Consider the following 20,325-nt stretch of genomic DNA (forward strand, 5'->3'; position numbering starts at 1 on the left):
TGGGAAAAATCCTAATTAATCGACCATTTGGTCAGTATTGACGCGGTGTCATTTTTTCGCTGCGCTGGAACAGGTGCATGGCCGTTTCGCGCCGATATTCGCTGGGCGTCTGGTGCATTTCGATGCGAAAGTGCCGGTTGAAATTGGACAGGTTGGCGTAGCCCACTTCAAAGCAGATCGCCGCCACGGACAGCTCGCTTTGCAGCAACAGCCGGCACGCCCGCTGTATGCGGAACTTGCGCATCAGGTCGATAAAACCGTGACCGGTGTTGCGCTTGAAGAAGCGTGAGAAGCCCGCTTCGCTCATCTCCAGTTGCCGGGCGATTACCGACAGGCGCACATCGCCGGTCAATTCGCGCATCAGGTAGTCGAACGCCTTGTTGATGCGCTCGGCGCTGCGCGCGTCCAGGGTCGGCGCATAGCACGGGCTGGCCAGGGCCTGCACCTGCGGCGGCGGGGCGTTCTTGAGGGTGTCGAGCAGTTGCAGGAACAGGATCAGGCGTTGCAGGCCGTGGGCGCTGCCGATGTCTTCCAGCAGGCGGGCCGCTTGCACAGCGGTTTCGCCGCTGAATGCCAGGCCGCGCCGGGCCTGTTCGAACAACGGCTGCACGTCGCCGAGTTCCGGCAGGGTCTTGCGCAGGGCGAGGAGGGCGCTGCCATCGAATTGCAGCACCACATCGCGGCCGTTCAGGTGTTCGCCGGGGGCCAGGTCGCCGATCCAGTCGTGGGGCAGGTCCGGGCCGATCAGCGCAACATGCCCGGCACCGAATGCGCCGATGTAATCGCCCGCCACCAACTTGCCGCTGCCTTGGCGGATCAGGTGGATCTCGAATTCCGGGTGGTGATTCCAGCGCGCCAGTTCGTAGGGGTAGTCATGTTCGAACCAGCGAAAACAGTGTTCCGGCTCGGGCAGGATCACTTCGAGTTCGGCGGGGCGGTGTTCGAACAACTCGGCGCGGCTGATGGGCATGGTGATGCCTCTTGTACTTGGGGAATTGCGCCAAAATACGCGTGTTGGCGACAGCCGCGCTACCGAAGCTTTCGCCCGGTACTGATACTTTTTTGATTCCGGGCCTGCGGTTAAAAAAGTATCGGTCGGGCATTCGCCACGGGTTTGTGAGGGCCCGGCCAAGCTGCTGTAATCGGCCCTCGACCATAAAAACAAGCGGTGGACACCGCCGAGCACGAGATCAAACGCGCCGGTTATCCCCCATCAATGCCCGAGGGACACGCACCCCATGAAACGACTGGAAGGTAAGAGCGCGCTGATCACCGGATCGGCGCGAGGCATCGGTCGCGCCTTTGCCCTGGCCTATATCCATGAAGGCGCCACGGTTGCCATCGCCGATATCGACCTGCAGCGGGCCCAGGCCACAGCAGCCGAACTGGGCCCGCAGGCTTACGCGGTGGCAATGGACGTCACCGACCAGGCGTCGATCGACGCCGCGATTGCCGCCGTGGTGGCCCATGCCGGCCAGCTGGATATTCTGATCAACAACGCGGCGCTGTTCGATCTGGCGCCGATTGTCGACATCACCCGCGAGAGTGTCGAGCGGCTGTTCTCGATCAACGTCGCCGGCACCCTGTTCACCCTGCAGGCCGCGGCCCGGCAGATGATCCGCCAGGGCCACGGCGGCAAGATCATCAACATGGCCAGCCAGGCGGGGCGGCGTGGCGAGCCGCTGGTCGCGGTGTACTGCGCGAGCAAGGCGGCGGTGATCAGCCTCACCCAATCGGCGGGGCTGAACCTGATCAAGCAGGGCATCAACGTCAACGCCATCGCCCCGGGCGTGGTCGACGGCGAGCATTGGGACGGGGTGGACGCACTGTTCGCCAAGCACGAAGGCCTGGCGCCGGGCGAGAAGAAGCAGCGAGTAGGCGACGAGGTGCCGTTCGGACGCATGGGCACCGCTGAAGACCTCACCGGTATGGCGATCTTCCTCGCGTCGAAGGACGCCGACTATGTCGTCGCCCAGACCTACAACGTCGATGGCGGGAACTGGATGAGTTAGGTCATACACCGATCAACATGTGGGAACGAGCATGAGGCTGCGATAGCGGGCTGTCAGCCAGCAAAACTGTCAGCAGTACCGGCCCCGTCGCAGCCTCGCCGGGGCTCGACACCTCCCACAGTAGATCGCCATGTCCGCCCGCAGCGCGGTCTCCTTGTGGGAGCTGTCGAGCTTCAGCGAGGCTGCGATAGCGGACGGTCAGGCGCCAAAAATGTCAGCAGTACCGGCCCCGTCGCAGCCTCGCCAGGGCTCGACACCTCCCACAGTAGATCGCCATGTCAGCCCGCAGCGCGGTCTCCTTGTGGGAGCTGTCGAGCTTCAGCGAGGCTGCGATAGCGGACGGTCAGGCAGCAAAACTGTCAGCAGTACCGGCCCCATCGCAGCCTCGCCAGGGCTCGACACCTCCCACAGTAGATCGCCATGTCCGCCCGCACCGCGGTCTCCTTGTGGGAGCTGTCGAGCTTCAGCGAGGCTGCGATAGCGGGCTGTCAGGCAGCAAAAAAGTCAGCAGTACCGGCCCCGTCGCAGCCTCGCCGGGGCTCGACACCTCCCACAGTAGATCGCCATGTCCGCCCGCAGCGCGGTCTCCTTGTGGGAGCTGTCGAGCTTCAGCGAGGCTGCGATAGCGGGCTGTCAGGCAGCAAAACTGTCAGCAGTACCGGCCCCATCGCAGCCTCGCCGGGGCTCGACACCTCCCACAGTAGATCGCCATGTCCGCCCGCAGCGCGGTCTCTTTGTGGGAGTTGTCGATTTCCATTTCAACCCATGCCGGGGTTTCCTCGCTGGCGAGCAGGTGCCCGGCGCGAGGTTCAGTGTGATGTGCCTTCGGCAAATTCGACTTTGTTGCCCACGTTGTACTTGCCCGACGGTTTGTTCATCGGGATGCGCTTGATCTCCTTGAGTGTCTGGCTGTCATAGACGATCAACGCCCCATCGTTGGCCCAGATGCTCAGCAACAGGTAGCGGCCGTCGCGGGTGAATTCCACGTGGGCGGCGGTCTTGCCCGGCATTGGGCGTAGGGTGTGGGCGATTTCCAGGGTCTGTTTGTCGATCAGGTGAATCGCATCGTTGTCCGGCCCGAAAAACACATCGCTCCACACATAGCGCGAATTGGCATGGCTGCGCATGAAAAAGCCCGGGCCGAGGGTGGGGATCTGCTTGATCAGCTTCCAGGTCTTGAGGTCGATCACCGAGATTTGCCCCTTGCTGATATTGGGCGTGGCAAACACCCACTCACCGTTGCGCTGCCAATACGTCCCCGAGCCCAGGTGCGGCATGCCGGACAGTGGGATGTCGGTGACCACGTGGCCGGTGTCCAGATCGATTACCTGGCCGCCGCCGGCCTTGCGTGAGGTGGCGACCAGTTGGCGATAATCCGGGGAAAACGAAAAGTCATCGAGCACGTCCTGGGCCTGGATGCGCCGGGGTTCGAAGCTGGGCCGGGCGGCGGCATAGGACAGTTCCCAGACTTCATTCACGTCCTTGAGTGCCACGATAAAGCTGTTGCGCGGCGGAGCGGTGTACACCGCGCTGACCCGCGACGCGGTGTCGAGGGTCTTGACCAGCGACAGGTCGCGGGCATCCAGCACCACCAGGTTGCCCGGCAGGTAATTGCCCACCAGCACCCAGCGCCCGTCCTTGCTCACCGCGAGGTTGCGGGTGTTGAGCGCCACGCGGGTTTCGGCGATCAGCTTGAGGTTGTGCAGGTCGTACAGGCTGATCCAGCCGTCGCGCGAGGCGAAGTACACAAAGCGCCCATCGGGGGAAAATTTCGGCCCGCCGTGGACCGCGAAATGGGTCGGGAAGCGGTCCAGCACGGCAAAGGTGTCACCGTCGAGAATGTCGATGTGATGGTCGCCGGACTCCACCACCACAAACAGGTTGAGCGGGTCGGCGTGATGCTGAGGCGTAGTCGGCAAGCGGCTCAGGTCTGCCAGCAGGGTGTGGCTGTTATGGATGTCCTGCTCGTTCCAGGTCGCCGGTGTGGCAGGCGGTTGCTGCAGGAAATTCGCCAGGCCGTCGATCTGCGCAGCGCTCAACTGTGGTGCAAACGCCGCCATCTGACTGGCCGGGCGCCCTTGCTCGATGACCTTGCGCACTTCCTCCGGCTTGATCCGCCCCAGGCTTTCCGGCAGTAACGCCGGGCCGCTGGCGCCGATGCGGTTGACGCCATGGCAGCTCGCGCAGTGACGCTGGTAGTCCTCGGCCGGCGTGCCGTGGGCGGCGGCGGCCCAGAGCAAGGGCAGCAGTAGCAGGCGTTTCATACCGCCACCGCTTCGCGGGCCGGCGACAGGCTGGCGGGGAAGTGCAGGGCGGCTCCGGCGAACAGGTTGACCACATGGCCGATCACCGTCAGGGTCGGCACACCGGGTTCGCAGTCGGCGGCCATCGTCGGCAACTGGCGCAGGGTGCCACGGGCCACCTGCTGGTCGGCTCGCGCGCCGTTGCTGATCAGCGCCGCTGGGGTGTCCGCCGGCAGGCCCGCCGCCACCAGGTGTTCGGCGATCAGCGCGAGGTTCGACAGGCCCATGTAGAACACCAGCGTCTGGCTCGGCTCGGCAAGGCTGGCCCAAGGCAGCTTCAACGCGCCGTCGCGTTGCAGGTGCCCGGTGACGAAGCGGCAGGAGTTGACCAGATCGCGGTGGGTCAGGGGGATGCCGGCATAGGCGCTGCACCCGGACGCGGCGGTGATGCCCGGCACCACCTGGCAGGGCACGCCTCGGGCCAGCAGGTATTCCAGCTCTTCGGCGCCACGGCCGAAGATAAACGGGTCGCCGCCCTTGAGGCGCACCACCCGTTGCCCCTGGTCGGCCAGTTCGGCCAGCAGTTCATTGAGTTGATCCTGCGGCAGGCTGTGACAGCCGCTGGCCTTGCCCACGTAATGGCGCGCGCAGGTCAGCGGGATCAGCGCCAACATCTCGGCGCTGATCAACCGGTCGAAGACCACCGCATCGGCCTGCATCAGCAGGCTCCAGGCCCGCAGGGTCAGCAGGCGCGGGTCGCCGGGGCCGGCGCCCACCAAGGCGACTTCGCCGGGGTGGAAGGGGCTGTGCAAACTGGCAGGTAAGGTGGTCGGAGTGTGCATGAGACGTCCTTGATACATCATCAGGTAGGCTGCCCCCGGTTGTGTCACCGGGTGGTCGAGCAAGGGATCAGGTTGCGAGGCTGCAGGGCGATCTCGGCATCGCTGAGGTGGCAACCCGGATCGGGGCCCCAAAGGTCGCCGTTGGCCCAGGCGCGGGTGCGTGTGTTGCCGTTGCAGATCGGCAGCCAGCGACACTCGGCACACCGCCCGCCGATGGTCCGCGGGTGTTCGCGCAGGCGCAGCAGCAACGGGTCGGGCCGGTCCAGCCAGAGCTGGCGGAACGTGGTGTTGCGCACATTGCCCACCGAGTGCTGCCACCAGTACGTGTCGGGGTGTACCTCGCCGGTGTTGTCGATATTGGCGATGCCACTGCCCGACGCATTGCCGCCCCAGCCGTGCAGCAGGTGTTCCAACTGCGGGTAATGCTCGGGCAGATGCTGGTGGACCCACTGCAGCAACAGCACGGCGTCGGCGTCGTTGTTGCCGCTGACGAAGTCACTGTCGACGCCGTTTTCGATGTCGTGCCAGGCCTGCTGGAAAATCAGCGTCATCGCATCGCGGCTCATCTGCCGGTGCGCGTCCAACTGCCGGCTGCGTTTGCCGCGCCCGCTGTAGTTGAGGTGCGACAGGTAGAACTTCTGCACATCGTAGTCACGCATCAGCGCCAGCAGTTGCGGCAACTGCCCATGGTTTTCCTGGGTCAGGGTGGTGCGCAGGCCCACGCGAATGCCGGCCTCGCGGCACAGACGGATGGCGTGCATCGAGCGCTGGAAGCTGCCCTGCAACTGGCGAAACGCATCGTGGGTCGCCTGCAGGCCGTCGATGCTGATGCCCACATAGTCGAAGCGCGCGTCGGTGATCTGCTGGATATTGTGTTCGTCGATCAGCGTGCCGTTGCTCGACAGCGCGACGAAAAAACCTTTGTCCCGGGCATAGGCGCTGAGCTGGAACAGGTCTGCGCGCAGCAGCGGTTCGCCGCCCGACAGAATCAGCACACGCACCCCGGCCGCGTGCAAATCGTCGATCACCTGGAGCGCCGCCGGGGTGTCCAGTTCATCGCGGAACACGCTGTCGGCGCTGGTGGCGTAACAGTGTTTGCAGGTGAGGTTGCAACGCCGCAGCAGGTTCCAGATCACCACCGGCGGCCGCTCCTTGCCGGGCGGCGAGGTGCGGGGCGGCGGGCATTTTCCGGCCAGGGTACGCAGGTACTGACTGATCCGTAGCATAGGACGCTCCTTCTAAGGTGCCGGCGTCAGGCGCAGGCCGGTTTTTTTCAGGATGCGGCTGCTCACCAGCATCTCGTCGCCGCGGCAGGCATCGCCGAGCAGGAACCGCAGGTGTTCGCGGTAGCTGTCGATTTCCTCGCGGCTACGCCCATGCACCATGGCGAACAGGTTGTAGGGCCAGTCGGGACGGCGCGGGCGGCGGTAGCAATGGCTGACAAACGGCTGCGCACCGATCAATTCGCCCAGGCGCGGCATCTGCACGTCGGCCACGTCCCACACGGTCATGCCGTTGTGGCGATAGCCCAGGCGGTAATGGTTGGGCACGGCGGCGACACGCCGGATCGCGCCTTCAGCCTGCAGGTGCTTGAGCAAGTCGAGGGTCGACTCGACGCTGATGCCCAACTGCTCGGCGAGCCAGGCCCAGGGATCGTCCAGCAGCGGCAGGCCACCCTGGGTGAGGGCGACCAGGCGCAGGGCCAGGTGGTGGTCAGACCGGGAAATACAGACCGACATGGTAGGTTTGCTCCTTCGGCAGATTGAGCACCGCCAACCCCGTCAGGGTCTCGATGCGGGACAGCGTGGCGGCCAGTTCGGCCTCGGTGCCGCAGGCCAGCACGAACCACATGTTCCAGCGGTGTTCGCGGCGGTAGTTGTGGGCCACCTGGGGCAGCGCGTTGAGTTGTTCGGCGACCGCGTCAAAGCGCGCGTCGGGTACGGCCAGCGCGGCCAGGGTGAAGGCGCCGCCGAGGCGTTCGACATCGAACATCGGCCCGAAGCGCGTCAGCACCCCGTCTTCGAGCAGGTCGTGCAGGCGGTCGAGCACTTCACTCGGGTGGCTGTGCAGTTCCTGCGCCACCTGCCGCCAGGGTTCGCGCACCAGCGGCAGGCCGTGTTGCAGGCGATTGATCAGGCGCCGGTCGAGATCATCCATGGGCCCATACCTGCGACGACGGCGGCGTAAAGCGCCCGCCGCATTGCTTGAAGGCGTGGGTGCTGAACAGCAGCTGGTGCGGCAGGTCACTCAGTTGCTGCTGTTCCAGCATCCGCTGGATATGCGCCGTGACCTCCTTGCGTTCGCGGCCATGCACCATGCAGAACAGGTTGTAGCGCCACTGCGGCAGGCGGCGTGGGCGCTGGTAACACAGGTTGACACCGGGTGCGCGGCCCAGGCGGTTGCCCACTTCGTCCACCAGCGCATCGGGCACGTCCAGCACCAGCATGGCATTGGCGACAAAGCCCAGGGCGCGGTGATTGAGCACCAGGCCGACACGGCGGAACAGGCCCTGGTCCTGCCATTGCTGCATCTGCTGCAACACCTGGTCGTGATGCGCGCCGATCTGTTCGGCGAGGTTGTCGTAGGGCCGCGAGACAAGAGGCAAGCCGCGTTCCAGGCATTGGCGCAGGTCGAGCATTTGCTCTTGGCTCAGCGGGATGATCACGGATGCGCTCCCAGGGAGAACCCGAGGTCGATGCGATAGGCGGTGAGCATCGGCAGATCCAGGGGAATGAGGCCGGTGTCTTGTTCCAGCTCGTCGAGGATCTGTCGCAGGTGCTGACGGTGTGGGCCGGTCAACACGAACCACAGGTTGTACTGATGCTCGCGCGCATAGTTGTGGTTGACTTCCGGGTACTGGCTGACGCGCCGTGCCACCTGTTCCAGGCGTTCGACCGGCACCGCCAGGGCAGCCAGGGTGCTGGCGCCGGCGCGGGTGTGTTCGAACACCGGGCCGACCCGCGACAGCGAACCGGCCAGTTCCAGGCGGTGCAGGCACGTCATCAATTGGGCCTCGCTGCAGCCCAGCACCTGGGCCATTTCGCGATAAGGTTCGGCGCACAGCGGCATGCCGTGCTGGTAACGTTCGATCAATTGACGGCTAAGCAGGTCAAGGTCCATCTCAATACCCCATTTTTTGCGCGCGGCTGCTGAAGAAAATTCCACTGGGACTCAAGGCCGGCAAGGTCTTGAGCAAGGTCATGCGGTACGGGTCCCAGACCTGCACCTGCTCACCGTCGCGCACCGACAGCCAGAGCTGTTCGCCACGCCCGGTGAACTCCATGTGCAGCACCCCGGGACCGGGGCGCAGGTCGGCCACCACTTTGTGGGTCTCGGTGTCGATCACCTGTACGCGGTCGTTGTCCGGGTAGGCGAAATTGACCCACAGCTGGCGCCCGTCGGGGCGTGCGGTGACGAAAATCGGTTGGCCGGCGACGTCGATGGCGGCGGTCTGCTGCCAGCTGCGCGCATCCATCACCAGCACCTGGTGATGGCCGACGGCGGGCACGAAGGCTTGGTTGTCGGCCACGGCCCAGCCTTCGAGGTGGGGCATCTTGTACACCGGCAGTTTTGCCTGGCCGCGCCCGTAATCCGCGAGCACGCGTTTGACCCCGTGCTCGGGATGCCACAGGTCGAGCTGGGCCATGCCGTCCTCACCGAACAGCCCGGCCATGTAGTAACGGCCATCGGCAGTGATCAGCGCGTCGTAGGGTTGTTCGCCGATGCCGCGGAACCGGGTGATCTGCGGGGTGTTGCCCTGGCTGAAGTCGGCGCTCCAGATCTCGCCGGTGTCGAACAGGCTGAACACGAAGCGCTGGCCGGGCGCATCCACCAGGCCCACCACCCGCGAGCGTTTGCCGTCGGCCAGGGGCGTGGCGGGAATGTCGGCCACCTGAGCCAGGGTCTGCGCATCGAACACCTTGACCCCGCCGGGTTGGTAGTTGGACACGGCAATCAGGCGGCCATCCTGGCTGATGGCGCCGCCGATGCTGTTGCCGCCCTGGATGATGCGTTTTTCAACGCGTTGGCGCAGCAGGTCGACTTTAGTCAGGCCGCCATCGCGGCCGAAAATGTAGGCGTAGCGCTGGTCGCGGGAAAACACCGCCGAGGCGTGGGACAGGTCGCCCAAGCCGTCGATCCGGCCCAGCTCCGTCATCCCGCTGGTCTCGATGATTTGCACACTGGCGCTGGCGCGTTCGATCACCAGGCCCAGGTCGCCAGTACCGCGCAGCGGCGGTTGGGCACAGGCACCGAGCAGCAGGCACAGCGATAGAAGAGTGGGGCGCATCATGGTGCGGGGCTTCCTTGCAAGAGGCGTTCGACCAGCCAGGCGATCTCGCTGGAACTGAGCAACGGCGCCCAGCCGGGCATCGCGCGGGCAGGGCGGCCATAGGTAATGGTGGCGGTCAGGCTGTCGCGGCTTTGCCCGGCGAGGGCCGCCGGGGTGAGGGGCGGACCCAGGCCGCCGGTGAGGTACAGGCCGTGGCAGGCGCCACAGTCCTGGGTCAGCAGGTGTTCGAGGCGGGCGGCGTCCGGTGTGGCCAGCGCCCACGTGGGAATCAGCAGGAACAGCGCCATGGCCGTACCGATCATCGATGCATTCATGGCGCGCTCCTTGTGCTTATTTCAAGGTCAGGACCCATTCGGCCAAGACCTTGGCTTCGTCTTCCGTCACCATATTCGGTGGCATCGGAACCGGCCCCCAGTTGCCTTGGGTGCCGTTTTTGATGTGGCTGGCGAGGGTCACGGCGGCGTCTTTCACCCCGGCGTTCTTGGCCGCGACGTCCTTCAAGGCCGGCCCCACCAGTTTGCTGTCAACCATGTGGCAGCCGACGCAGGGTTTGCTGCTGAACAAGGCCAGCCCGTCTTGGGCGAAGGCCGGTTGCAGGCTGAATGCGGCGGCACAGGTCAGCAGTGCGAGGAGAGTATTTTTCATCGGAAGTCCTTGTGTTGATGGGGCTCAATAAATGTCGTGTTGGGTGTTGTAGACGTTGAATTTTCCGGTTGGGGTGATCAGGCGCTTGTCCTTGATAACAGCTTTGAGCTTCAGGGACTTGTCGTCGATCACAACCAGCGCCGATTCCTCGGTCTGGCCGTTCCACACCGAGAACCACACCTCGTCGCCGGCCTTGTTGTATTCCGGCTGCACCACGCGCAACGCGCCTTGCTTGATCCCGGCGTATTCGGCGATCGGCAGCACCGTGTAACCCTTGTCCAGATGGTCGATGTCAAACACCGCGGCCGACTGGCTGAGCTTGGCGTCGGGGTTGAGGGTGGTGTCGACATACAAATGCCGGGAGTTGGGATGGGTCTTGATGAACAGCGAGCCGCCGCCCTGGCCCTTGAGCGATTCCACCTGTTTCCAGGCGTATTGCGGGTGTTTGATCGGGTCGGTGCCGATCACCGAAATACCGCCGTCGCCCAAGTGGCTGGTGGCCCAGACCGGCCCGTAGGTAGGGTGTACGAAGTTGGCGCCACGGCCTGGGTGCGGGGTCTTGCCGACCTCGACCAAGGCAGTGAGCTTGCGTTCCTTGGAGTCGATCACCGCGACCTTGTTCGAGTTGTTGGCCGCCGTCATGAAGTAGCGGTGCGTGCTGTCCCAACCACCGTCATGCAGGAACGGTGCGGCGTCGATGGTGGTGATGGTGAGGTTCTTGATGTCCTGGTAATTGACCAGCATCACCTTGCCGGTTTCCTTGATGTTGACGATGAACTCCGGCCATTCGTGGGAGGCGATGATCGCCGCGACACGGGGCTCGGGGTGATATTCCTGCTTGTCGACGGTCATGCCGCGGGTGGAGACGATCTGTTTGGGCTCCAGGGTCTCGCCGTCCATGATGGTGAACTGTGGCGGCCAGTAGGAACCGGCGATGGCGTACTTGTCTTCGTAGCCCTTGAATTTCGAGGTCTCCACCGAGCGCGCCTCGATGCCGACCTTGATCTCGGCGACCTTGGTCGGTTCGGCGGGCCACAGGTCGATCATGTCGATCTTGGCGTCGCGGCCGATCACCAGCAGGTAGCGGCCCGAGGCGGAGATCCGCGAGATGTGTACGGCATAGCCGGTGTTGATCAGTTTGACGATTTTCTTGCTGTCGCCATCGATCAGCGCAATCTTGCCGTCGTCGCGCAGGGTGACGGAGAACAGGTTTTCCAGGTTCAGATCGTTCAGCTGTTTCTTCGGACGGTCTTCGGGCTTGACCAGCACTTTCCAGGTCTTGAGGGTTTCGGCCATGCCCCATTCCGGCGGGGTTGGCGCGGTGTGCTGGATAAAACTGGCCATGTGGCTGATCTGGGTTTTGGTCAACGCATTGGAGGTGCCCCAGTTCGGCATGCCGGCGGGGGAACCGTAGGTGATCAGCGCTTCCAGATAGGCCTGGCCACGGGCCTGGGTGATGTCCGGTGTCAGTGGTTTGCCGGTGGCACCCTTGCGCAGCACGCCGTGGCAACCGGCGCAGCGCTCGAAGTAAATCTGTTTGGAGGTGTCGAAGTCGGCCTGACTCATGTCCGGCGCGCCGGCGGTTTTCACTTCGGCCGGCTGGGGTGCGCCATGGGCGCTCAAGGGCAGTGCCAAGGCCAACGCGCAACTCAGTGCGGCGAGGCTCAGGGTGAAGGGTTTTCTGTTGCGAGTCAGCATTCCATTTACTCCTCAGGCGGGACCTTTGCGTTGCCTCGCAACACGGTGCGGGGCGCAGGTTCTTCGTGCGGGGCCAGACTAGGGGGCAGCACCGCAAACTTCGCTTGATCACGATCAAGTTTGTCTCGGGCGGTGCTTGCCAGGTTGTCGCAGGCGCCCTTAGCGTGGCCATCAAACCCGCTGTGGATGCCTGTCATGACTGAGCCCTTCTACCAACCCCTGGACAATGAACACCTGCTGTTCGAACACGCCTGGCGCCACCGCATGCCGGTGCTGATCAAGGGCCCCACGGGCTGCGGCAAGACCCGTTTCGTGCAGCACATGGCGCATCGTCTGAACTTGCCGCTGTACACCGTGGCCTGCCACGACGACCTGAGTGCCGCCGACCTGATCGGCCGTCACCTGATCGGCGCCGAGGGCACCTGGTGGCAGGACGGCCCGCTGACCCGTGCCGTGCGCGAAGGCGGCATCTGCTACCTGGACGAAGTGGTCGAGGCGCGCCAGGACACCGCCGTGGTGCTGCACCCGGTGGCCGACGACCGCCGCGAGTTGTACCTGGAGCGCACCGGCGAAGTGGTCAAGGCGCCGCCGTCGTTCATGCTGGTGGTGTCTTATAACCCCGGTTACCAGAACCTGCTCAAGGGCATGAAACCCAGCACCCGCCAGCGTTTCGTCGCGATGCGCTTCGATTACCCGGCCGTCGAGGGCGAAGCGCGCATCGTGGCGCGCGAGGCCCAGGTGGACCTTGCCCTGGCGACCCAGGTGGTGCGCCTCGGCCAGGCCTTGCGTCGCCTCGATCAACACGACCTGGAAGAAGTGGCCTCCACGCGTCTGCTGATTTTCACCGCGCGCCTGATCGCCGCCGGCATGCCCATTCGTGAAGCCTGCCTGGCATGCCTGGCCGAGGCGCTGACGGACGACCCGCACACCGTGACCGCCTTGATGGACGTGGTCGATGTGTACTTTGCCTGAACCGCGCCGCCTGCCGGGCGACCTGGCGATGTGGTTTTTCATCCTTGCCGAGTTGTCGGTGTTCGCGATTCTGATCCTCGCGTTCGCCGTGACCCAGGTGCTCAAGCCTGAGGTGTTTGCCGAAGGGCGCGCGCAACTGGACACCTCCACCGGGCTGGCGATGACCTTGAGCCTGTTGACCGCCGGGTTGCTCGCCGCGCTGGCGTTGCAGCAGGTGCGATTGCAGCGCTGGCGGCGCGGCGCCGGCTTGTTCGTCGCGGCGCTGTTGGTGGCGCTGGTCTACGTGGCGATCAAACTCACCGAGTACGCCCACCTCGGCGCTGCCGGGTTGGGCCTGGAGCACAGCACGTTTTTTACCTTGTACTGGCTACTGACCGGGTTCCATTTCCTGCATGTGCTGCTGGGCATGGTGATTCTCGCGTGGCTGGCGCTGGGCTGCTGGCGCGGCGGGCTGTCGGTCGGCGGGCTGGAGTCGGGGGTGCTGTATTGGCACATGGTGGACCTGGTGTGGGTGGTGCTGTTTCCGTTGGTTTACGTGATTGGATGAGGTACTGATGTCCATTTCCCAAGGGCTGATCGTGTGTTGGGCCACGTTGGTCGTGCTCAGCGTCGGCACCGTGCTCGCCGGCGGCTCCGGGCTGTGGCTGGCGGTTTTGCTGCTGGCGGTGGTCAAGGCGTGGCTGATTGCCGATGGGTTCATGGAGTTGCGGCATGCTCCCAGGTTCTGGCGCGCTCTGGTGCTGGGCTGGCCGGTGGTTCTGGTGTTGGTGGTGGGGCTTGTCTAGGCTCGGAGCGCCCAAGATCAAAAGCCAAAGCGAGGCGGCCTTATAGCCGACTTGATCCTGGAAGCCGGGCCCGGTCACCTGTGGGAGCTGGCTTGCCTGCGATGGCATCGCCTGGGTGGACCTGATGGACTGAGATGTCTGCATCGCAGGCACCTCCGCTCCGCCTGCTTTGGGAAAATTCTTACGCCTCCCTCGGAAAGTCTCACCTGAGCAACACGTTAGTCGCGTGATTTGATTCCGGCCTTTTCAGGCAGGGATTGCTGGTCATGACTGACGCGTTTTGGGCCGCCCGCGAAGGCGACGCGCTGCTGCACACCTCAATGATGGCCGATGTTCTCGGCGGTGTGCTGGAAGTCGCCGCCTATGCCGCCATCACGTCCGTGGGCTGCCTGGCCGCTGGCGCGCTGATTGCCGCAGCGACCGGCGTGACCATTGCCACAGGTGGCGTTGGATGCGTCGCCCTGGGACTGGCGGTCGGCGCGGTGGTGGGGATCAGCGCCGGGCTCTCGGGGGCTGACGTGAAGATCTCCAGTTGGTGCGAAACCGCCGCCAACTGGGTTTTTCCGCCGGTGATCGAGGCCTTTATCACCAGCGGCTCAAACGACGTTTTCATCAATGGCAAACCAGCGGCCCGGGCCGCCGGACAGATGATGGCTGTGCCGATCGCGCCCAGTGAGCCACCGGCCCCCCGTTTTCTGGACATCGCACAGGGATTTTTCTCACAACTGTGGCGCCCGACGGTCGCCACATCCGCTGCCGGTACCGTGCCGTGTCCGCTGGACACGGTCGCCTGCACCAAGCACCCGCCCATGCCCGAGCAATTTATTGCCGAGGGTTCCAGTTCGGTCTTCATCAACGGGCAACCGGCCGCACGCAGCGGTGACCGCAGCACGTGTGACGCCAAGATCGGCAGCGTCGAGGGGCTGATTTCTGCCGATGTGCGTATCGGTGGCGACCCCGTCGTGGTGCGCGAAATTCGCAGTGGCAAGACACCGGGCGTCGGCTTGGCGATTGCCGCGCTGCTTGCGCTACGCGGCAATGTGAAAGGCTTTTGGAGCAAATTGCCGTGCCTGGCCGGCGGCGCGCTGGCGGGCGGGGCCGTGGCGTATGGAACCGGCAAGCTCACCTCGGCACTCAACAGCGCGGTCAACGGTTCGCCCAACCCGGTGCATAGCCCGACCGGGGCCAAAATCCTCGGCGCCGAAGAAGAACTGGACTTCGTCCTGCCAGGCCTGCTCCCCATCGACTGGCAGCGCTTCTACAGCAGCCTCGATCAACGCCACGAAGGCCTTTTCGGCGCCGGCTGGAGCGTTGCCTATGAGGTCGCCGTCGAGATCGATCAAGATGAACACCTCACCTACATCGACGAACAGGGGCGCCGCGTAGACATCGGCTACATCCCGTTGTCAGGCGGCGCCTTCAGCCCCGGCGAAGGCCTTGCGGTCAGGCGCAGCGCCGACGGCGCCATCCTGATCGAAAGTATCGACGGCCTGTATCGGCTCTTCGAGCCCGACCCTCTGAACTCCTTGCGGATGCGCCTGCATTTGCTGGGTGATCGTAACGAAGGGCGCATCTTTCTGGATTACGACGTCCAGGGGCGCCTGTGTCGCCTGCGCGACAGCCATGCGCTGATGCATGTCGACGTGAGCTACACCGTCGAGCATCCGCGGCGCGTGAGCCATATCGAGCGCCGTTACCTGCATCGGCAACATTTTGCTGGGCGCAGCGACGTGCTGGTCAGCTATCGCTACGACACCCACGGCGACCTGGCCGAAGTCCTCGACGCACAAGGCACGAGCCAACGACGTTTTGCTTACGACCGCGCGCGGCGCATGGTCGAACACCAACTGCCGAGTGGCTTGCGTTGCTTCTACCAATGGCACGCAGTGCCTGGCCCGCATGGCGAGGAATGGCGCGTCAGCCGGCATTGGACCGATGCCGGCGATGAATTCACCTTCGACTACGACCTCGATGCCGGTATTACGCGTGTCACCGATGGCCTGAAACGGGTCAGCACCCGCTATTGGAACCCGCAGTACCAGATCACCCGCTACGTCGATAACCTGGGCCATGCCTGGCAGTTCGAATGGAGTGAAGATCGCCAATTGCTCGGCGCGATTGATCCGCAAAACGGCCAATGGCGCTTCAGTTACGACGAATCCGGCAACCTGAGCGCAGTGACCGATCCACTGGCCAGGATCAGCAACACACAGTGGCTGGCGCATTGGGCATTGCCCGAAGTGGAAACCGACCCGGCGGGTAACCGTTGGCATTACCGCTACGACCGGCATGGCAACTGCATCGAAGAGATCGATCCGCTGGGCAACCGCACCCGCTATGTCTACGACGATTTCGGCCAGCCGGTGCAGATCATCGATGCCACCGACAAAATCCGGAAGCTGCACTGGGACGAGTGGAGCCAACTGATCGAGGAAGTGGATTGCTCGGGCCACGCCACCGGCTACCAGTACGATGCGTTCGGCAATGTGCTGGTGCACACCAATGCTGAAGGTGAGTCGGTGCGCTATCAGTACAGCCCGCAAGGGTTGTTGCTGGAATGCCGACTTTCGGACGGGCGCCTTGAGCATTTCCAGCGCAACGCCAGTGGTTATCTGACGGGCTATGTCGACCCCGCCGGCAACACGTCCCGCTATGCCTACGACCGGCGCGGCCAGGTCAAACAGCGCTGGGACGCGCACAACCGCTGCGTCACCTTCGATCACGACGCCTACGGGCGACTGCTGAAACTGACCAATGAAAATGGCGAAAGCTATCGCTTTGAGTGGGACGCGGCCGATCGCCTGGTGCAGCAACAAGACCTCGACCACAGTCGGCGCTGCTATACCTATGACCCGCTGGATAACGTCGTCGCCGTCGGTTACCTGCCGGGAAGGGAAGGCGAGCCGGTAGACGCGCTGACACACCAGTTCCAACGCGACCCGCTCGGGCGCCTGGTCAGCAAAGTCACCGCCGACGGCACCACCGTTTATAAGCACGACCTGAACGACCAACTGGTCGCGGTCACCTTCACCGCTCTCGACGGTCGCGAGCAAGCACTTGGCTTTAGCTATGACGCGCTGGGGCAACTGCTTGAAGAACACAGCTCGGCGGGGTGTCTGCAACACCATTACGACGAATTGGGCAACCTGACTCAAACCCACTTGCCTGACGGACGCTGGCTCAATCGCCTGTACTACGGCAGCGGTCATCTGCATCAGCTGAATCTCGACGGCCACGTCATCAGCGACTTCGAACGCGACCGCCTGCACCGCGAACTGCAACGCACTCAGGGTCAACTCAGAACAAATACCGACTATGACCGCAGTGGCCGGGTCCGCTCACGCCAGCGGCGCAGCATCGACCAACCGTGGCAGTTGCCGCCCTTGGTCGAAACCCACTACAGCTACGACCCCAGCGACAACCTGATCGGACGCCGCCGTACCGACCGCCAAGAACACCTGGCCTACGACAGTAGCGGACGTATCCTCGTCAGCCAACAGATAGGTCGGATCGAAACCTATGCCTACGATGCGGCGGCCAACCTGCTCGACGGGCCACAACAAGGCGGCCTGGTACGGCATAACCGGCTGCTGACGTATCAAGACAAGCGCTATACCTACGACGCTTTTGGGCGAATGGTTGAAAAGCGCAGCGCTGTGCGTGGTTTGCAGCGCTTTGCCTACGACGCCGAAAGCCGGTTGATTGAAGTGCGCAATGAAAACGGCAGCGTGGTCAGGATGGCCTACGACCCGCTGGGTCGGCGCATTGAAAAAACTGAACATGACAGCGATGGCTATCCGCTGGGCGAAACCCGGTTCACCTGGGATGGCCTGCGGTTGTTGCAGGAGCATAAACACAGTCAGACCAGCCTTTATCTCTACGATGGCGACAGTTACGAGCCTCTTGCCAGGGTCGACGGCGAAGGTGAATACCAACGCGTGCGGTATTACCACAACGACCTGAACGGCTTGCCGGAGCAACTCACCGAGGCCGACGGCCATGACGTCTGGCGAGCGACTTATCGGGTGTGGGGCAACACGCTGGAGGAGGTGCGGGAGCCTTACTTCATTGAAGAGCAGAATTTGCGGTTTCAGGGGCAGTATCTGGATCGGGAGACTGGGCTGCATTTTAATACGTTTAGGTTTTATGATCCGGATGTGGGTCGCTTTACAACAACCGACCCTATTGACTTGATGGGTGGGTTCAACCTTTATCAATACGCTCCTAATCCTTCGGGATGGATAGACCCATTGGGTTGGGCATGCTCCGCTGCACAGCGACGGCAGAATAAGGTCAATGGTTTAGCAGCGGAGAACCTGGTTTATCAGAGGCTCATGAAAAACCCTAATGTTACCGTGCTCGGTAGGCAGGTTTATGTAAGAACGCCAGGCGCAGGGCGGGGCCGCTACGTAGATATTTTAATAAGAAATAACAAAACACAAAAAATCATTTCTGTCGAAGTTAAATCAGGCCGTGCAATACGCTCTAAAGCCCAGCTTGCAAAAGATAAAGTCATCACTAATGGGCAGGGGGTATTTGGGCATTCCGGGAAAAAAGCAACAGGTGTTACTGTGAGTGAGGCTAGGGTGCCACTATGGAGGCTGCCGTAATGATTGGAAGTGTCGAGAATATGTTGAAATTACTGACCTCAGGTATAGCTGAGACGTTTGAAAACCATGGGTTCACGCAAAAAAAAGACCGTTTTTTTGAAAAAACCGACAATAAGGGTCGAATCAGGCGCTACTCAATGGGGCTTTCCAAGCAAAAAGGATGGTTTTCTCTCCACTTGACGCTGCAGCTTCTCGATCCGACACTGATGGTGCATGTGAATACAGTCCTTGAAAAGGCACTGAGAGATGACAAGTTCGAGTATCCGGAAAGTTGGTCAAAATCAATTATAGAGAAATCTATAAAAACTCGCACATCCAATCAGGTTGTCGCCGAACTGACCGATTGGCGGATACTGAAGGAATCCAGCGAATCACTTCAGCACTTCAATGAGAGGTTTTCGATATGGCTATATTCATTCGAAACTCCGGATGAAAAGCCGGGCTGGAAAGAGCAGTTACTGACCAGCGTTGAGTTAGCACTCAAGTGGTTTGATGAAGTAGATTCAAATGAATGGATTCGCTCCAATACCGTGTACCCTGCTCTATACTTACTCGCTACTGAGGGGCTCAAGCAGAGAGTTGAGGAGCACTACAAGGCGGCGTTAAAATCGCTTGAAGATCCGCATGAGGTCGAGCTTTTTTATCGATATTTAGTTTAAAGGTAACACAAGCACACCCAGACCAGCCTCAATATTTACGAAGACGAAGGCCATGTCTTCCTGGCTCGCATCGACGGTAGTGGGGCGCTGTAGAAAGTCCGCTACTACCCACCGATCTCAACGGGCTGCGTGAACAACTGACCGAGGTCGACGGCCACGACATCTGGCGGGCGACTTATCGAGTGTGGGGCAATACGTTGGAGGAAGTGCGTGAGCCATATTACATTGAAGAACAGAAATTGCGGTTTCAGGAGCAGTATCTGGATCGGGAGGCGGGGCTGCATTTTAATATGTTTAGGTTTTATGATTCGGATGTGGGGAAGTTTACCACAATCGACCACATTGACTTGATGGATGGGTTAAATTTTTCCGACAAAAGGAAAGGTGCATAATACAAAGATGCTATTTTTGACTTCTTCACACAACACCAGGGGCTAAAGTAGTGACTCAGTTCTTAACCATTGCCTACAACTTAAGCGCTATAGATAATCACGCGTACTTTTTTGATGGAGCACCTGATAGTATTTTTTGCAAAACCTGTGGTTGCTGCATTGATCAAAGCTATCTGCCTAGAGAACTGAAAACACCAAACAAGGCTGATATTGGTGCAACTTATGATGGGCGCTTCATCGCGTCGCTACGTTTCAAGGAATACATCGAAAATTTAAAATTGAGTGTTGGATTTTCATTAGTCAATGAAAAAAATCAGCTATTCATGATGCGGCCTCAAAAAATCATCAAATACAGTGCTCAACAGTTGGAAAATCTCTGTAGTACGTGTGGTCAATATTTTGACTGTGTGGTTCCCATCCCGAGTTTCTATCAAGAAACTGGGAAGCGTCTAGAATATGGAATGTTTTTCACAAGTATTGGCTTCGGTAGCGGGAAAGAAAAAAGCCCGGCCATTATTCTCGGCATCGAAACCGCACTTGAAATAAAGAGCGCAATAAAATCATTAAAATTAAGAGGCGCTGATATTAGTGAGGTTCTTATGCCTAATGACTAAGACTATCACTCAGCGCTTATCGCCCAGGCGCGTAAGACGGGATAGGTCTATTTGTTATTTAGTCTGTTTATTTTTCGGCCACTTAAGCTAGTGCAAAAAGGCATAAATAAGACGGTTCTGAATTGCATGAATTCCTCACGCGCATGCTCGAAGGCAAGGCGCTGGCGGGTGTGCGGATCAGTAGCCGGGATAATGAATTGCACTACGACTTCAGCGACACCGAATAACGACTGTTGGAATGCGGTTTAAATGTGGGAGGGGGCTTGCCCCCGATGGCGGTGAATCAGTCACCAGATGCATCAACTGACACACTGCTATCGGGGGCAAGCCCCCTCCCACATTTGCAGCCGGTTTCTTCAGCTATTACGCAATTTACGGGTTAACCGATGCTATTCAACCAAACCTCACGCCTGGCCAAAATCACCAGCCCCCTCGGGCCGGACGTGCTGTTGCTCAATCAAATGGGTGGCGGCGAAGAGTTGGGTCGGCTGTTCGCCTATGAGCTGCAACTGACCTCCCTGGACGCCAACATCGACCTCAACCAGTTGCTCGGCAAGCCGAT

Annotated in this window: 20 protein-coding genes and 2 pseudogenes; 10 read left to right on the forward strand and 12 right to left on the reverse strand. The window is 61.5% G+C overall.

Annotation, left to right across the window (positions count from 1 at the left end; genetic code table 11):
- Positions 1-31: 31 nt before the first annotated feature.
- Complete coding sequence (locus tag C8K66_RS14510) at positions 32-970, reverse strand: AraC family transcriptional regulator (protein WP_108525169.1); 939 nt, start codon at positions 968-970, stop codon at positions 32-34.
- A gap of 268 nt (positions 971-1,238) precedes the next feature.
- Between C8K66_RS14510 and C8K66_RS14515 the strand changes: the two genes are divergently transcribed.
- On the forward strand, positions 1,239-2,012 hold the full coding sequence (locus C8K66_RS14515; protein WP_108525171.1) for an L-iditol 2-dehydrogenase: 774 nt from the start codon (positions 1,239-1,241) through the stop codon (positions 2,010-2,012).
- Between the two features lie 809 nt (positions 2,013-2,821).
- Here the strand turns inward: C8K66_RS14515 and C8K66_RS14520 are convergent.
- The 11 genes from C8K66_RS14520 to nirS are packed head-to-tail and all read right to left on the reverse strand — an operon-like array spanning position 2,822 to position 11,599.
- Positions 2,822-4,276, reverse strand: coding sequence for a cytochrome D1 domain-containing protein (locus tag C8K66_RS14520; RefSeq protein WP_057004357.1), 1,455 nt, complete (start codon positions 4,274-4,276; stop codon positions 2,822-2,824).
- A complete protein-coding gene (gene cobA, locus C8K66_RS14525) occupies positions 4,273-5,097 on the reverse strand; it encodes a uroporphyrinogen-III C-methyltransferase (protein ID WP_017849359.1) in 825 nt (274 codons plus the stop codon). Before cobA ends, C8K66_RS14520 begins: the two co-directional genes overlap by 4 nt.
- A 44-nt stretch (positions 5,098-5,141) precedes the next feature.
- A complete protein-coding gene (gene nirJ, locus C8K66_RS14530; RefSeq protein ID WP_017849358.1) occupies positions 5,142-6,323 on the reverse strand; it encodes a heme d1 biosynthesis radical SAM protein NirJ in 1,182 nt (393 codons plus the stop codon).
- Positions 6,324-6,335: 12 nt separating this feature from the next.
- Positions 6,336-6,836, reverse strand: coding sequence for an Lrp/AsnC family transcriptional regulator (locus C8K66_RS14535; RefSeq protein ID WP_017849357.1), 501 nt, complete (start codon positions 6,834-6,836; stop codon positions 6,336-6,338).
- Positions 6,811-7,254 (reverse strand): Lrp/AsnC family transcriptional regulator, encoded by a 444-nt coding sequence (locus C8K66_RS14540; RefSeq protein WP_046383070.1) that lies wholly within the window; start codon positions 7,252-7,254, stop codon positions 6,811-6,813. The genes C8K66_RS14535 and C8K66_RS14540 overlap by 26 nt, the downstream gene beginning before the upstream one ends.
- Positions 7,247-7,735 (reverse strand): Lrp/AsnC family transcriptional regulator, encoded by a 489-nt coding sequence (locus C8K66_RS14545; protein WP_032804989.1) that lies wholly within the window; start codon positions 7,733-7,735, stop codon positions 7,247-7,249. The genes C8K66_RS14540 and C8K66_RS14545 overlap by 8 nt, the downstream gene beginning before the upstream one ends.
- A 23-nt stretch (positions 7,736-7,758) precedes the next feature.
- Entirely contained in the window at positions 7,759-8,217 is a 459-nt protein-coding gene (locus tag C8K66_RS14550; protein ID WP_017849354.1) for an Lrp/AsnC family transcriptional regulator, read from the reverse strand.
- Between the two features lies 1 nt (position 8,218).
- Positions 8,219-9,388: a cytochrome D1 domain-containing protein gene (locus C8K66_RS14555; protein ID WP_108525173.1), complete on the reverse strand. Its 1,170-nt coding sequence runs from the start codon at positions 9,386-9,388 to the stop codon at positions 8,219-8,221.
- Positions 9,385-9,702, reverse strand: coding sequence for a cytochrome c (locus C8K66_RS14560; protein WP_017849352.1), 318 nt, complete (start codon positions 9,700-9,702; stop codon positions 9,385-9,387). The genes C8K66_RS14555 and C8K66_RS14560 overlap by 4 nt, the downstream gene beginning before the upstream one ends.
- Positions 9,703-9,718: 16 nt before the next feature.
- Entirely contained in the window at positions 9,719-10,033 is a 315-nt protein-coding gene (locus C8K66_RS14565; protein WP_046383072.1) for a c-type cytochrome, read from the reverse strand.
- Positions 10,034-10,057: 24 nt separating this feature from the next.
- Positions 10,058-11,599, reverse strand: a complete 1,542-nt coding sequence (gene nirS / locus C8K66_RS14570; RefSeq protein ID WP_226926353.1) for a nitrite reductase — start codon at positions 11,597-11,599, stop codon at positions 10,058-10,060.
- A 327-nt stretch (positions 11,600-11,926) separates the two neighbouring features.
- Between nirS and C8K66_RS14580 the strand changes: the two genes are divergently transcribed.
- The 9 genes and pseudogenes from C8K66_RS14580 to C8K66_RS31630 form a co-directional block, all read left to right on the forward strand.
- Complete coding sequence (locus tag C8K66_RS14580) at positions 11,927-12,703, forward strand: CbbQ/NirQ/NorQ/GpvN family protein (RefSeq protein WP_017849348.1); 777 nt, start codon at positions 11,927-11,929, stop codon at positions 12,701-12,703.
- Entirely contained in the window at positions 12,687-13,250 is a 564-nt protein-coding gene (locus tag C8K66_RS14585; protein ID WP_017849347.1) for a cytochrome c oxidase subunit 3, read from the forward strand. The genes C8K66_RS14580 and C8K66_RS14585 overlap by 17 nt, the downstream gene beginning before the upstream one ends.
- 7 nt (positions 13,251-13,257) lie before the next feature.
- Positions 13,258-13,488: a cytochrome C oxidase subunit IV family protein gene (locus C8K66_RS14590; protein ID WP_057004353.1), complete on the forward strand. Its 231-nt coding sequence runs from the start codon at positions 13,258-13,260 to the stop codon at positions 13,486-13,488.
- A gap of 266 nt (positions 13,489-13,754) precedes the next feature.
- A complete protein-coding gene (locus C8K66_RS14595) occupies positions 13,755-18,098 on the forward strand; it encodes an RHS repeat-associated core domain-containing protein (RefSeq protein WP_108525175.1) in 4,344 nt (1,447 codons plus the stop codon).
- Positions 18,083-18,757: a hypothetical protein gene (locus C8K66_RS14600; RefSeq protein WP_132849943.1), complete on the forward strand. Its 675-nt coding sequence runs from the start codon at positions 18,083-18,085 to the stop codon at positions 18,755-18,757. Before C8K66_RS14595 ends, C8K66_RS14600 begins: the two co-directional genes overlap by 16 nt.
- A 6-nt stretch (positions 18,758-18,763) precedes the next feature.
- Positions 18,764-19,122: pseudogene (locus C8K66_RS31620) on the forward strand (RHS repeat-associated core domain-containing protein); the annotation flags it as partial.
- Between the two features lie 77 nt (positions 19,123-19,199).
- A complete protein-coding gene (locus tag C8K66_RS30600; protein WP_132849944.1) occupies positions 19,200-19,763 on the forward strand; it encodes a hypothetical protein in 564 nt (187 codons plus the stop codon).
- A gap of 128 nt (positions 19,764-19,891) precedes the next feature.
- Positions 19,892-19,990, forward strand: a pseudogene (locus tag C8K66_RS31625) (hypothetical protein); the annotation flags it as partial.
- Positions 19,991-20,149: 159 nt separating this feature from the next.
- The coding region (locus C8K66_RS31630) for a hypothetical protein (protein ID WP_165933324.1) at positions 20,150-20,325 on the forward strand (176 nt) is incomplete at its 3' end.

It is taken from the genome of Pseudomonas sp. GV105, assembly GCF_003058185.1.
In the GTDB taxonomy this organism is placed as follows: Bacteria; Pseudomonadota; Gammaproteobacteria; order Pseudomonadales; family Pseudomonadaceae; genus Aquipseudomonas; species Aquipseudomonas veronii.

Excerpts from the sequence above, each read along its gene's own strand:
- nirJ (WP_017849358.1), bottom strand. The coding sequence starts at position 6,323 with ATGCTACGGATCAGTCAGTACCTGCGTACCCTGGCCGGAAAATGCCCG.
- C8K66_RS14540 (WP_046383070.1), bottom strand. The coding sequence starts at position 7,254 with ATGGATGATCTCGACCGGCGCCTGATCAATCGCCTGCAACACGGCCTG.
- C8K66_RS14580 (WP_017849348.1), top strand. The coding sequence starts at position 11,927 with ATGACTGAGCCCTTCTACCAACCCCTGGACAATGAACACCTGCTGTTC.
- cobA (WP_017849359.1), bottom strand. The coding sequence starts at position 5,097 with ATGCACACTCCGACCACCTTACCTGCCAGTTTGCACAGCCCCTTCCAC.
- C8K66_RS14535 (WP_017849357.1), bottom strand. The coding sequence starts at position 6,836 with ATGTCGGTCTGTATTTCCCGGTCTGACCACCACCTGGCCCTGCGCCTG.
- C8K66_RS14550 (WP_017849354.1), bottom strand. The coding sequence starts at position 8,217 with ATGGACCTTGACCTGCTTAGCCGTCAATTGATCGAACGTTACCAGCAC.
- C8K66_RS14600 (WP_132849943.1), top strand. The coding sequence starts at position 18,083 with ATGGAGGCTGCCGTAATGATTGGAAGTGTCGAGAATATGTTGAAATTA.
- nirS (WP_226926353.1), bottom strand. The coding sequence starts at position 11,599 with ATGAGTCAGGCCGACTTCGACACCTCCAAACAGATTTACTTCGAGCGC.
- C8K66_RS14520 (WP_057004357.1), bottom strand. The coding sequence starts at position 4,276 with ATGAAACGCCTGCTACTGCTGCCCTTGCTCTGGGCCGCCGCCGCCCAC.
- C8K66_RS14515 (WP_108525171.1), top strand. The coding sequence starts at position 1,239 with ATGAAACGACTGGAAGGTAAGAGCGCGCTGATCACCGGATCGGCGCGA.
- C8K66_RS14590 (WP_057004353.1), top strand. The coding sequence starts at position 13,258 with ATGTCCATTTCCCAAGGGCTGATCGTGTGTTGGGCCACGTTGGTCGTG.
- C8K66_RS14595 (WP_108525175.1), top strand. The coding sequence starts at position 13,755 with ATGACTGACGCGTTTTGGGCCGCCCGCGAAGGCGACGCGCTGCTGCAC.
- C8K66_RS14510 (WP_108525169.1), bottom strand. The coding sequence starts at position 970 with ATGCCCATCAGCCGCGCCGAGTTGTTCGAACACCGCCCCGCCGAACTC.
- C8K66_RS14565 (WP_046383072.1), bottom strand. The coding sequence starts at position 10,033 with ATGAAAAATACTCTCCTCGCACTGCTGACCTGTGCCGCCGCATTCAGC.
- C8K66_RS14560 (WP_017849352.1), bottom strand. The coding sequence starts at position 9,702 with ATGAATGCATCGATGATCGGTACGGCCATGGCGCTGTTCCTGCTGATT.
- C8K66_RS14585 (WP_017849347.1), top strand. The coding sequence starts at position 12,687 with ATGTGTACTTTGCCTGAACCGCGCCGCCTGCCGGGCGACCTGGCGATG.
- C8K66_RS14545 (WP_032804989.1), bottom strand. The coding sequence starts at position 7,735 with ATGCTCGACCTGCGCCAATGCCTGGAACGCGGCTTGCCTCTTGTCTCG.
- C8K66_RS14555 (WP_108525173.1), bottom strand. The coding sequence starts at position 9,388 with ATGATGCGCCCCACTCTTCTATCGCTGTGCCTGCTGCTCGGTGCCTGT.